This is a genomic window from Candidatus Arthromitus sp. SFB-mouse-Japan, assembly GCF_000270205.1.
Lineage (GTDB): Bacteria > Bacillota > Clostridia > Clostridiales > Clostridiaceae > Dwaynesavagella.
Window position 1 is genome coordinate 1428177 of sequence record NC_015913.1, and the last position, 13990, is coordinate 1442166.

9 protein-coding genes are annotated in these 13990 nt (G+C 29.3%); all 9 read right to left on the reverse strand.

Annotated features, from left to right (window positions below; translation table 11 throughout):
* Positions 1-71: 71 nt before the first annotated feature.
* On the reverse strand, positions 72-1277 hold the full coding sequence (locus tag SFBM_RS06800; protein WP_014018059.1) for a hypothetical protein: 1206 nt from the start codon (positions 1275-1277) through the stop codon (positions 72-74).
* A gap of 35 nt (positions 1278-1312) precedes the next feature.
* Positions 1313-3421 (reverse strand): hypothetical protein, encoded by a 2109-nt coding sequence (locus tag SFBM_RS06805; RefSeq protein ID WP_014018060.1) that lies wholly within the window; start codon positions 3419-3421, stop codon positions 1313-1315.
* Between the two features lie 46 nt (positions 3422-3467).
* Positions 3468-5411: a hypothetical protein gene (locus SFBM_RS06810; RefSeq protein WP_014018061.1), complete on the reverse strand. Its 1944-nt coding sequence runs from the start codon at positions 5409-5411 to the stop codon at positions 3468-3470.
* Between the two features lie 140 nt (positions 5412-5551).
* Positions 5552-7030, reverse strand: a complete 1479-nt coding sequence (locus SFBM_RS06815; RefSeq protein WP_005805281.1) for a M28 family peptidase — start codon at positions 7028-7030, stop codon at positions 5552-5554.
* Positions 7031-7185: 155 nt separating this feature from the next.
* Complete coding sequence (pepF, locus tag SFBM_RS06820) at positions 7186-8979, reverse strand: oligoendopeptidase F (RefSeq protein WP_005805280.1); 1794 nt, start codon at positions 8977-8979, stop codon at positions 7186-7188.
* Complete coding sequence (locus SFBM_RS06825; protein ID WP_369727704.1) at positions 8980-9927, reverse strand: alpha/beta fold hydrolase; 948 nt, start codon at positions 9925-9927, stop codon at positions 8980-8982. It abuts the gene before it with no gap.
* A 9-nt stretch (positions 9928-9936) separates the two neighbouring features.
* On the reverse strand, positions 9937-11709 hold the full coding sequence (locus SFBM_RS06830) for a M3 family oligoendopeptidase (RefSeq protein WP_007439767.1): 1773 nt from the start codon (positions 11707-11709) through the stop codon (positions 9937-9939).
* 13 nt (positions 11710-11722) lie between these two features.
* Positions 11723-12745, reverse strand: a complete 1023-nt coding sequence (locus SFBM_RS06835) for a nucleoid-associated protein (RefSeq protein WP_007439768.1) — start codon at positions 12743-12745, stop codon at positions 11723-11725.
* Positions 12746-12878: 133 nt separating this feature from the next.
* Positions 12879-13862, reverse strand: coding sequence for a LacI family DNA-binding transcriptional regulator (locus tag SFBM_RS06840; RefSeq protein ID WP_014018062.1), 984 nt, complete (start codon positions 13860-13862; stop codon positions 12879-12881).
* Positions 13863-13990 lie beyond the last annotated feature (128 nt).

The following is a 13990-nucleotide window of genomic DNA, read 5'->3' on the forward strand; positions in this document are numbered from 1 at the left end:
GGTTGGACTCAAAAAGTTCAACCCATTTTTTTATGCAAAAAAACAAAATTAAAAGATAGAGTAAAATTACTCTATCTTTGAGCTATTTCTTCTATTAAACTTAAACCAGCACCATAATATTCGTCACTTATATCCCCATTATCGTACATAATATCAAGAATCTCTCCTGTTATAGCTCCACTTCTTATAGCAAAATCAAGAAGTATTAAATCTTCAGCACTCAAATATCCATCCTTAACTAAATGATGGTTTTCGGCATCTTCTGTTGACATAAGCATATCATCGCTTACTCCTACTTCAACTCCGTCATATTTATTTTTATTAGTTCCTGAGTTTATTAAAATTTCCTCATAAATAATTCCGTCATCATCTTCTTTTTCATTTATATCAAACCTTATAACATTAGAAGGTGAATCATCCTCATCATCTAAAGAATTTCCTATATCTATACTTATTCCATTATTACTTACATTCGTTTCTACCTTTGTTGGACTCTTCTTATTACTTTGAATTAAACTGTTCTTATTTAAATTAATTTTCTTAGTAATAGTTTCTGTTTTTTTAGTCTCTACTACCTCATCTTCATTGGACTCATATGATTCGTCAACTGAATTATCAACATCAAATGATTCTTGTAATGACTCTTCAACCACTTCATCATGAATTTCCTCTACAAAATCATCAACTATTTCCTCAACATATTCATCTGAAGCATCTTCTTCTACTATATTTTGAATTTCATCATTCTCTTCTACTTCGTCACTTGCTCCGAATCCTCCAACATTTATCCCTTTAGGTGGTGAGCTTGGCTTCTGCAAACCTCCCTTAGATCTCATTGCATGACCCAATGCCTGACTCTCTTGAAGTGATGAGTTATCGGCAATAGATATATTTATCTCTTTAGAGTCACTAACCTCTTGTTCTGCTAATCTAACATTGTGTTCAGCAGATGTTTCAAGCTGCTCTCTCATCCTTTCTTGTCTTGCTTGCTCTTCTGCCTGTCTTCTTGCCTCTTCCTCTGCTCTTCTTGCTTCTTCTGCTGCCTTCTGTTGAGACACAATATCTGCAGCAGTCTGTCCAATTCCAGTAGCAACACCTATAACTGTAGATACAATACCAATTATAGCTCCTATTAAAGCCTCAGACTCTTTTGGTTTTTGGTTACCTATAGCAGCTGCGCTAGTGATACTAGCAACAGTTGCAAGTAATGCAGCCTTCTTTAAAATACCCTTTCTTTTACTTTGATCAGCCTTTGTGGATACATTAACATTTCCCATTTTTTCATCCTCCTTGAATATCAAATCCTTAAATATTAAAGTTTACCACTTGAATTAAAAGTATCTAATAGTTGATTTATAACTTCTATTTGAGCACTTGTAAACGCTCCATCTTGTCCCATCTTTTCAACCATAGATTTGTTAAGCTTTGAAGATATAATTAAGTTAACTACAGCATCATATTCCCTTGCAGTAAATATACCATCTGTAACACTTTTATGAGATACCGCTTTCTCTTGTGCTCTATCATATTCATCTCTACTATATGCCTTATATCCATAGTTCTCACTCTGTGCGATTACAGACTTACCTCCAAATTTAGTATCTGTATACATTCCTCCATATCCAGCACCTGTGGCCATTCCAACTATTTGATTCATACTTCCTGATGACACAAAGTTACCATCCTTATCAAAATATCCTGATCCATCTTCTAAAACCAAATTACCATCCTTATCTATAGTACCTACGCCATTTATATCAATAGATCCATCTGGCTTAATAACTCCACTTCCATCTGGTAGATGTAAATTACCATTTTGATCAGTCCAGCTTCCATCTGGATGAGTAACTATTCCAGTTATAACATGTAATTTACTTCCATCTGGAAGTATTATAACTCCAGCCTCAGGGTCATATTTACCACCTAATTGAGCTGCCAATTTCTCATATTCTTGTGTTTGTTGATTTTTCATTAATTCTTCCTGAGCTTTTATAGCTTCTTGTTGAAGCTTAACTTGCATTTCCATACTCTGTTGTCCTTGAATTATACCAGCTATGGCTGTACCTAAAAATGCAACAGTACTTACAAGACCAATTGCAGTCATAAGTTTACCCGTTTTACCACCACTTGAGCTACTTGGTTGCATATTAACATTTCCAACTCTATTTGTATTTACATCTGCATCACCACTAGTTTTTAAAGAAGCTGATTTAGTACTTGGAGCCTTTGACTTTATACTTGCATTTCCATTTGAACTAGCTGTACCACTTCCTGATCCGTTATTTCCTCCAGTTGGTTTTAAGCTTCCACTAGTTCCATTTTGCGTACCTGCTCCATTTGTTGTACTTCCTTGACCTTTATTTCCAGTTGTACTTGCATTAGTTGTACTTCCTTGACCTTTATTTCCACTTCCTGTTTGAGTTACAACAGGTTGTTTTTGAGAACTTGATCCAGAGCTAGTATTTGGCTTTAATCCATTTTGATTCGAAGAAGTAGGTCCATTAGGTTTATTTTGTGAGCTTCCGCTTGAAGTGCTTGTATTTGGCTTTAATGATGACGAACTTCCTGCACTTGAACTAGTCCCAGTTGTTGGTTTTTTACTACCATTATTTTCAAATTTACTAGTTAAATTAGAAGTATTCCCTGGTTTTATTCCTGTACCGCTTGTACTACTTCCACTTGTAGTACCTGTACTAGGTTTTTGCGTGCTCGTACTACTACCATTATTTTCAAATTTACTAGTTAAATTAGAAGTATTCCCTGGTTTTATTCCTGTACTACTTCCACTTGTAGTACCTGTACTAGGTTTTTGTGTAGTAGTATTATTATTTGATGTTGGTTTAGTTGGTGCTGTCACAGTACTTCCAGCATTTGGCTTAGTTGGTGCTGTCACAGTACTTCCAGTATTTGGTTTAGTTGGTGCTGTCACAGTACTTCCAGTATTTGGTTTAGTCGGTGCTTTTACACCACTACCTGTACTTGATGTATTTCCTGACTCAAATCTATTAATTAAATTAGTAGTATTCCCTGGTTTTATACCTGTAGAACCTGTAGTTGGTTTTGTTGTTGTAGTAGTATTACTAGGTTTAACTACATTATTTGGCTTAACTGTTGAGGACACTCCAGTATTTGGCTTAACTACTGAAGACACTCCAGTACTTGGCTTAAAACTATTTATAGCTCCACTTACAGGTCTTTTAAATCCATTACTACCTACAAAAGTAGGTGCCTTAATTGGCGATGTAAACTTATTTGGAATCTTCATCATCGCAGATGCTTTCTTCGCAGTTCCTATCTGATGACCTGCTATACCAGTAACACCAACTAGTGCTGTAGCCATAGCTACTCTATTTAAAAATTTCTTCCTTGATGAATTAAAATCAACATTAACTTGATTCTGTTTTTTATCATTTGAATCCATAATTCTTCTAACCCTCCTTGGACTTATAAATAATCCTCAAACCATTTTATTTAAAACTTCCATTACTTTGGAAATACTCAAGCATCTCTAACGCAGCATTCGATTGATCTAAAGTTAATATATCTTGCTCATACATATACTCGATCATGAAGAAATTCATCCTACCTCCCTCGATATTTTCTTTAATAGCTTGAAGTTGCCTATAAGTAAGAATTCCTTCATCAATAAATTTTTCAAATCTGTCTTTATTTTTAAGCGTTCTAGCCTCAGATACACCTGTCTCAAATTTAGTAATATCATTATTATCGTAATCTACATCCTCATAATACATAGCATAAGTACTTCTTCTTTTACTATCTTCATTTTTTTCAAGTAAAACTGCATCTTCAAATCTTTCATCAACAATCTCATCTTCGTCAATATTATTTCCACCATCTTCGGAAGGAGTAAAATTACCATCTTTATCATAAACTCCAGATCCATCTGAAGGATAAAAATTACCATCTTTGTCATAATATCCTGATCCATCTGAAAGGAAATAATTACCATCTTTATCTAAATATCCTGATCCATCTGAATAATAGAAATTCATATCTTTATCATAATATCCTGATCCATCTGCTAAATGAAAATTACCATCTTTATCTAAATATCCTGATCCATCATTAAAATGATAGTTACCATCTTCATCATAATATCCATCTGCATCTGTTTGCTCAGAACCTCCTTGTGATAAACTATTCATCGCTTCTTGAGCTCTTAACATTTCCTTCTCATGATCCATTTGTTTTTGCTGCATTTTCTCCTGGGCAGCTATAGACTCAGCCTGAAGCTTTTCTTGAAGTTTCATACTTTCTGCAGTTTGTATAGCACTAACTACACTAGATACCATAAATCCTGCACTCATAAGATTCCCAGCAATACTTGAACCTATTTGAATTTTATCTGTAGTAGTTGGTTTCAAACTCTGATCTAAACCTGGTTTTTCATCAGTACCAGGTTTTTTATTGCTTGAGCTTGACTCTCCAGAAGATGGTTTTTTGTTACCTGTATCATTAGAACTCGGTTTATTAGAGCTTGATGAACTATCAGAACTTGGTTTATTGCTACTTGAATTACTGGAATTTGGTTTATTAGAGCTTGATGGACTATCAGAACTCGGTTTATTGCTACTTGAATTGCTAGAATTTGGCTTATTAGTACTTGAACTATTAGAAGAAGTATTCCCACTACTTGGCTTATTAGTTGAACTTGAATTTGATCCTGTACTCGGTTTATTAGTTGAATTTGATCCTGTATTTGAATTACTAGATGCCGAAGTATCTGTTTTATTACTTCCAAAACCTCCATTTTCACCATTCGATGGTTTACTTGTACTATTTGATGTATTATTAGTTGGTTTTTTTGTCGTGCTCGTACTACTACCTGTGTTTGATGTCGGTTTACTAGGTGCTGTAACGGTATTTGATGGCTTATTAGTACTTCCTGTAGAAGTATTCGTAACAGGTTTATTATTACTAGTAACTTTATTACCAGTTCCACTAGAAGACGAGCTAGAAGAAGTTGATGATCCCTTATTTGATGTAATAATATTTCCAGAACTTGAACTACTTGATCCACTTGAAGGTTTTGACGTTGTACCACTTGGTTTACTTGAAGTACTTGACCCTCCTACAGGTTTATTCGTTGATGTTGTACCACCTGGTTTACTTGAAGTACTTGACCCTCCTACAGGTTTCAGCGTCGAACTGCTTGAACTACTTGATCCACTTGAAGGTTTTGAAGTTGAAGTAGGTTTCTTAACAGGATTTTTAAGACTGGGTTTTTTAAAACTTGGAAGTTTAAATTTAAGTGCTTGAACCTCCTTAAGGGGAAGTTCTGAAATTCCAATACTCGTCATCGTAGCGAGAGTCGTTGCGATTCCTAATGATTTAATAAGTTTCTTTTTAAAATTTTTATCATTTTTAACGTTATCTGTATCCCTACTCACTAATTTCTCCCTCCTTGAAAACGCATGAATAACGAAAATAAATTATCTATTTCTCTAAATAATCACTTTTATTCCTATTATCGTAACATCAAAAATTTTTTAAATAAAAAAAATGAAAACTTTAATCAAAAAGTTTTCATTTAATCATTTTTATTAATTTTAGATAAAATAATTTTAAGAAGCACATAACATGCAATTAATACAATCAAAACTATAGCTAGAGTTTTTATTAACATTTCATTTTTACTATCGTCTTCTTCCTCATAATCACCCATAACTCCAGAGGAATAATCAAATAGAAGCTTTTTAGCTCTAATCTCAAACTTACTATTCTTAATATCTTCTCTCACTGAATTATAATTATCAGTAAATTCTTTCCTATAAGTGTAAGTTACAATCTCATCATTTACAAAAACAAATTTACCATTTAAATCACCTTCAAAATTAAAATCAAATTCCTCTATATCTTTCAAAAATTCAATTTCCTTTGGACAAACAACCTTAACAGTATAATTTCCTTCATCCAAATCTTTAAATTCAGTTATTAAAGTTTCATCTAATGAAATCTCTTTCAACTTTTTATTTCCACTATAAAGTTCATATTTTATCTGAGATATCTTATCAATATTCTCTTCTGATAACTGAGTAATTATTTTTATACTTCTATCTTCTCTAACCAAATAATTAAACACAAGTTCTACAGAATTAGATAAATTTTTCTCAACATTATCAATGAAATTATTCATCACATAATCATAATTATCATTACTGCTTCCCTCGATAATTCCAACACCTTCTCCAGTAGGATCATCGGGCAACCCATACATCTCATCCAAACTTTCAAGGGAAGTAGCTTCAATTTTACCAAATGGAACATTACTATATTTAAATGCAACATGATCACCTATATCATTCCAAACTCCAAATGGAATACCTTCTTCCAAATTTCCCTCAGGTGTAAAAAGATCAATTTTCAAATCTTTAGATAATGCTAATAATTCATCCCTAACAAATCCCTTATTCCCACTATTACCATAAATATATAAATTTTTACCACTACCAAGAGATGTTATATCTAAAAAATACATTATATTATTCAATTCATCTTGAGATCTAGTTGAAACATAATGTGTTGGTCCTATCTCTCCATTTTTTCCACTACCAAACAACACAAATTTCAAAGTAAATGGGAAACTCATATCCTTAACTCTCTCAGCAATCTCTAATAAGACAGATACACCAGTTGCTCCCTCAAATCCTGTTGATCCATTAACATCTTCAGAGTCATAAGAGGTACCAATTATAACTTCCAAATCACTTGCCCCTTTTTTAGTTGCAATAATATTGTGAGATAAATAATAGCCCTGAGTAAAATTCAAAACCGTATCATCTGGAAAAGAAATCTCCTCAAATATGGTATCATATCCAAAATCTCTCAATAGTCTTCCTAAATAATCTGCCGTATAAACCTCTCCGTCACTAAAGGAAACCCTAGGTATCCTAGATATCTGTTCTAAATAATAAATGGCATATTCTCCAAATCCACTAGCTTGTACATTAAATTTAAAAGTAAATAAAAACAAAGCAATAAAAACAAATATCTTATATATTCTCTTCAACTACTATCACCCTCTCCAACCATTAAAAACTTAATTCCCAAATATATAATCTATTAATTATTTTAAAACTTTTCGTTAAATATTATACTTCATATTTAAATTTTTAGTAAATATATTTAAAAAAATAAAAAGACGATTAATTAATCGTCTTAATTTTATATATTTTTCTCTAAAATATCTAAAAGCTGCGAAAATCTACTTAACACATTTTCCATTGGTTTTTTAGTCGTCATATCTACTCCAGAAGATTTCAATATCTCTATTGGATAGTTAGATCCACCCTTCTTTAAAAAATTATTGATATAATTTTCAACAGCATTCTTACCATTTTTTAATATGTCTTGAGAAAATGAAAAACTAGCTGCATAACCTGTTGCATATTGATATACATAAAAACAAGAATAAAAATGTGGTATCCTGCTCCATTCGTAAATTATACAATCGTCCAATACCAAATTATCTCCATAATATTTCTTATTTAATTCTCTCCATATTTCACAGAAATTATCACTAGTTAATGATCCACCCTTTTCAACCTCCTCATGTACAATAAGCTCAAACTCTGCAAATAGCATTTGTCTAAATACAGTAGTCCTAATATTTTCAATTTCCTTATTTATAAAGTATAAATACTCATCTCCAGTTGAATTGTCCTGCATATATCTATTTAATAAATGTTCATTGCAAGTCGATGCAATCTCTGCCAAAAATATTGGATATCTAGAGTTAAAAAACGTCTGAGTCCTATTTGAATAATAAGAATGAATTGAGTGTCCCATTTCATGAACTAAAGTTGATACATCATTAAATGAATTTGAATAGTTTAAAAGTATATATGGATCAGTATCATAACTTCCTGATGAATACGCCCCACTTCTCTTACCTTTATTTATATAAACGTCTATCCATCTGTTTTCTATTGCCTCCTTAAATATCTCCAAATAATTCATACCAAGTGGTTTAAGCGCATTTAAAGATATCTCTAGAGCTTCCTCATACGGAATGTCTTTAATTGGATTTTTAAACAAAGGTACATATAAATCATAACTTCTCAGTTCATTTAATCCCAACATACACTTCTTTAAATCTATATATCTATGAATCTTATTAAAATTTTCATGCATAACTTCAATTGCATTTAAATAAACAGACTTATCCACATTATTACTAAATAAATTTCCCTCAAGTGTAGAATTGAATCTCTTTGCTTTAGAATACAAAACATCATTTGTAATTGATGTAGATAAACAAGTTGCTAAAGTATTTTTGTAATTCCTATATGTGGAAAATAATTTTTCATATGCATTTCTTCTTACTTCTCTATTATATGATGTTAAAAAAACTCCATAATTTCCTTCATTTAGCTGAACTTCCTTACCATTATCGTCAATTACATTTGGGAACTTCAAATCTACATTTTTAAATACAGATACTATATTATCTGGAGCATCGATAGATGACCCAAACATACTCAACACTTTTTCTGCTTCTTCAGATAAAATATGTTTCTTTCCTCTTATCAAGTTTTGTATTCTAAATCTAATATCCTTAAGATCATCATCTTCTATAAGAGACTTTAAAAATTCATCATTTTGTGAAATAAGTTCTGTATCTACAAAACTACTCATAGATAAAAATTCATAATAAAGTTGCTCAACCCTTGTATATATACCCTGATATAAGGTAACAGATCCATCTTGATCTTTTTTCATATGAGCATAATTCATAAGTTTCATTACTACTCTTAATATTTTTTCAAGATCATTAAATAGATTTAATACCTCTACTTTATTATTAAGCTTACCTTTATAATCCTCAATTTTTCTGGAAAACTCTTTAATCTCCTTAAATTCTTTTTCAAATTCTTGTACATCTTTATAAATTTTCTCTAAATTCCAAGTATATTTCTCTTCTATAATATCTCTATTTTCAAAATACTTTACATTCATCTAATTATCTCCTAATTCTAAATTTGATAAAAATATTAAAATATCATTAAAGGCATCATACTTAACATCTTCAACAAATATTTCATGTCTCGCACCATCATAAATTATATGTTCAACATAAATTCCTATATCAGTTAATGACTTGCTCAATTTATTAGACCCTTTATTAAAAGAACAAACAGGGTCTAAGCTCCCAGTCAATAACAAAATATTTAAACTTTTTGGTATGCCTCCTAAAGATTTAGTACTTAAAGTACTTTTAATTCCACTAAATAAATCATGGTAGAATTTCAATGTATACTTCTTTATTCTTAAACTATCTTTATTATAATTATCAATAACCTCTTTATTTGACGTTGTAAATTCAAAGTCATCGATTTTTTTGTTTTTCCCTCTAAAACTCCTATTTAATGTATTGTAAAACGTATTACTTACAAATTTACTAGGTTTACTTGCATCCATAAATCCACACATAAATTTAGATACTAAATAACTGCCATATACATTTGTTTTACTCCCAATACCAATTCCTGACAATATGAGACCGTCTATAGAATCACCATAAACTTCAGAATATTTAAGTGACAAATATGCCCCCATACTATGTCCTATTAAAAATACTCTTTCATCCTTAAATTTACATTTAATAAATGAATTAATTGCCTTTAAATCTTTAACCATAACAGAAAAAATATTTTCTTCAACATTTGAGGTAAAGTACTCTTTACCTTCATTATACTTTCCATGTCCTCTATGATCGTGTATGACAACAATATAGGAATTATTAACCAAAACTTCTATTATTTCTTTATATGATCCACTGTGTTCTCCTTTACCGTGAGAAATCTGTATAATTCCCCTAGTTCTATTTGTGTATTCTCCATAAATATAGACATCTAAATAAAAGTTATCAAAACATCTAACTTTAATATTTTCCTTTTTTATAATAACCCTCTCCTACAAAACTAAATCTTTGTATTTATAATATTTATTTTTTAATATTTCTATAGATCTTCTAAAAAAGTCCTTATCACTTACATCAATATTAAATATTTCTCCTAAATCCTCTAAATTATTCTTCCCAGACTTACTAAGTAATTCTTCATATTTTACATGAAAATCATTACTATTATTCAAATAACAATCATAAATTCCAAGTGAAAAAAGTAATCCAAAAGCATATGGATAATTATAAAAATTATAATTAAAATCATAATAATGAGATTTATAAATCCATGCTTCCTTAAAATATTCATGATGCATTGAATCCCCGTAAGCTTCTTTTTGAGCATTTAGCATAATAGAATTCAAATTATCTGAAGTTAAAAATTCATTTTCACATCTCTCAAATACATCTCTTTCAAATAAAAATCTACTATATATATCAACAATTACTTGGGTAGCACTATTTAGTTCATATTCTAAAATAATAATTTTTTCTCTCTCATCTACACTATTAAATGCCTTATCACAAATTAGAGTTTCAAAAAAAATGGATGCTGTTTCGGCAATTGTCATAGGGTAATCTGTATTTAATATTCTCTCATTTTTAATAAGTTCTCCATGATAAGCATGTCCAAGCTCATGAGCAAGTGTAAATATAGAATCATATGAATTATTAAAATTCAATAAAATCCTACTCTCCTTAATAGAGTTAATATTTGAACAAAATGCGCCTCCAACCTTTCCTTCATAAATATCGGAGTCTATCCAATTATTATCAAAAGCATTCTTTACAAAATCACCAACCCTAGTAGAAAAATCATAAAAATTCCTTATTAAAAAATCCCTCGCATAAGAAAAGTCTATCTTATTTTTAGATTCAAGAGTCTGAACAAATAAATCACTATAATAAATCTTATTATGTTTATCTCCAATAATCCTTCCCTTAAGTTTAAGAAAATCTCTAAATAGTGGTAAACTCTCACGCATAACACTAATTAACGAATCAAAAGTTTTTTCAGAAATTCTATTATCCCTCAAAGATTTACTCAAAGGTGAATCATATCCCCTTTTTTTATTATCATATATAACACTTTTCTTAATGTTATTTAATGCAAACGATATTGGATCCTCCATATACCTATACAACTTTTTTTCTGCCTTTAATGCTTCAAATCTTAAACTCCTATTTGAATTTTCAAGCATAGCCCTACATTCTGTGAGAGGTATCTCTCTAATACAACCATCTATATTAAGTTCAACTTTATATTTAGATATCAATGTATCTTGAAGTGTAGAATAAGATATTGCACCATAATTTAAAAGAGATACCATAGTCTCCTCTACTTCATCTGATAATAAATATTTTGAATTATCAATAAGTTCTCGTATCAAAAAAGAATATTCAACTAACATATCGCTTTTATTCAGTATAGATAAAACATTATCACTAGTTGACAATACCTTAGTTATTATAAAATCTATTAAAGCTACATCAACATAAATATTTTTTAACACACAGTCATTATCCATAGCCTCTTTATTATTAGAATCACATGCCATATTTAAGAATACAAAAGATGATAGTTTCGTAAATAAAATATAAATTTCATCATATTCTGAAAATATATTCTCAAGAATGCTTATAATCTCGTCATCTTTTTTACATTTAAGGCTAATCCCTTTAAACCTCTTAAATCTCTCAATGCTTTTCTTAAGAAATAATAAATCACTTTTAAACTTGTCTGAAGAAAATCCTCCATATATACTGTCTAAATTCCACTTCATAAAATTATTACTCCTATTTCTCATTATAATTAATTATGTATTTAATAATCATATTAAGACTTCCATCACCATTTCTTTTAACCTCAAATCTATTTATATCATAAAAAGAATCCTTATTAATATAAAGATCTATGTCCTTATCTATTTTCAATCTGATTCTCTCATATTTTTTTAATACATAATTCTTATCAATCTTAATTTCTCCATCTATTCCATTATCCTCTGTAAAATCAATGAAACTCTCAAGACTACTCTTATCATCTTTAAAAATATCTATAGCTAAAGAATTTATATTTAAAATATCTCCATTTGATATTTTCTCCTTAAATAACTCCCTAATTCCAAATGCTTTATCTGCATCATCCTTTATATTTTTACGTGTCCATTTTTCCGTAAAATAAATTAAATCCTTAGTCTTTGAAAAATTAGAATATATCCTCTCACAATTTAAAAATTCATCCTTAAAATAAGTTCTCTCTTTTGTAACACTTGTAGATGACTTATCCAAAAAAAATAAATTAAAATTATCATCTGAATCTCTTAAGAAAATACACGCTTTATTCACTCTCTGAGATACACTTGGGAGAGTAATATATTGAGGAATTATATCTATCTTCATTTTATCATCAACATAATCAATCTTGTGTATATAATTTTTCATATAATCTAATTTTATCATACATAAGGCATTGCCAAACTCAGTTTTAAGCTTTAAAAATAAAAGATCACAAGAAATACCCCCACCATGCTCAACTAAAATATTAAAAAATTTCTCTGATATATCCTTTGATACCTCAATTAAACTAAATTCTTCTCTTAAAAATCTATAAACACCTAATATAAATTCAGGTTCCTTGCAAAATTGTCCCAAATCAAGCTCATCATCTTTTAAAATTTTTTCCATATGCTTTGTTAAAAATAAATTTATCTCTTCATTCGACAAATTTAAATAATTTTCATTTAAAATTGGATAATCACAGTTCACATCAAGAACATGTATTATTCCCTCTTCTATTTTAAATTCTTTAATTTTCAAATACCCATCCTCCAAGATTAAAACAATAAAATTAAGTTTAGATCATTTTACAATAAAATTTTTTCAAATTAAAGGACACTATAAAAATAGTCAAAAAACAAAAAAGAGCCAATAAATACGACTCATTATAATTCTAAATCCTTGTTGACTCTCTTTCTAATATATCACACTTTATTTGCATTTTACTTATACTATTTCCACTTACTATACTTTTAAGAGTAAAATATGACTTAACACCAAGTTCAAATTTATCATAATTAACAGTAGACAAAGATGGATTTAAACAATTAAAAATAAAATTATTATCAAATCCTATTATAGAAATATCTTCAGGAACCTTATATCTTTCTCTCGTCAATATATTTAAAATTCTATATGCTGTAAAATCATTATCTGCACATATAGCATTAACATGAATATTTTTTACAAACTCCACTATTTGTGAATCAAATTCTTCACTAGAAACATTTAAAACATTTTTAGGGTTATAATTTATCCCAAAAGAAGTCAATGCTGCAATATATCCTACAAGCTTATCTTGATAAATATAATCATTACCTTTTATATTAACAAAACTTATATCCTTATACCCTCTATCAATAAAATACTTTACAACTTTACTCATACCATCTATCATATCAATGCCAACATATCCTATGTTCTGTTTATCAATATTAAGATAACTATTTGCCATAACAAGAGGATAAGATAGTTTAAGTATAGACTTTCTTATAGAATCTGAAATATTATTTAACACCAATAGTGCTCCTGATAAATTATTAGATCTCATAATAGAATCTATACATATTTTTTTAGCACTACTTTTCAAATAAATTATTGACGTAGTATTTCCATCTTTAATAGCTTCACTATTAAATCCCTGTATTATATCATAATTTAAAATTTTGTTATATTCATCACAATTTTGATCAACAATAATACCAAATTTTAAATTAAGTTTATTAGATATAGATTTTTTAATATATCCAAGTTCATTTGCAACTTCGATAACTTTTTCTCTAGTTTTTTGACTTATATCTGTTCCACCATTGAGGGCTTTAGAAACAGAACTTATAGATATTCCTAAACTATCCGATATATCCTTAATCGTTACCATATTTTCACCCCTTAAAAATCTAAATTTATCAACATGCATTATAGATTTTTTCGTAAACAATCTTAAATTCTTTATAAATTTTACAAAAAATAACCAAATTTTTTATTATACTACATAATGTTGACAAC

Excerpts from the sequence above, each read along its gene's own strand:
- SFBM_RS06800 (WP_014018059.1), bottom strand. The coding sequence starts at position 1,277 with ATGGGAAATGTTAATGTATCCACAAAGGCTGATCAAAGTAAAAGAAAG.
- SFBM_RS06805 (WP_014018060.1), bottom strand. The coding sequence starts at position 3,421 with ATGGATTCAAATGATAAAAAACAGAATCAAGTTAATGTTGATTTTAAT.
- pepF (WP_005805280.1), bottom strand. The coding sequence starts at position 8,979 with ATGAATGTAAAGTATTTTGAAAATAGAGATATTATAGAAGAGAAATAT.
- SFBM_RS06830 (WP_007439767.1), bottom strand. The coding sequence starts at position 11,709 with ATGAAGTGGAATTTAGACAGTATATATGGAGGATTTTCTTCAGACAAG.
- SFBM_RS06840 (WP_014018062.1), bottom strand. The coding sequence starts at position 13,862 with ATGGTAACGATTAAGGATATATCGGATAGTTTAGGAATATCTATAAGT.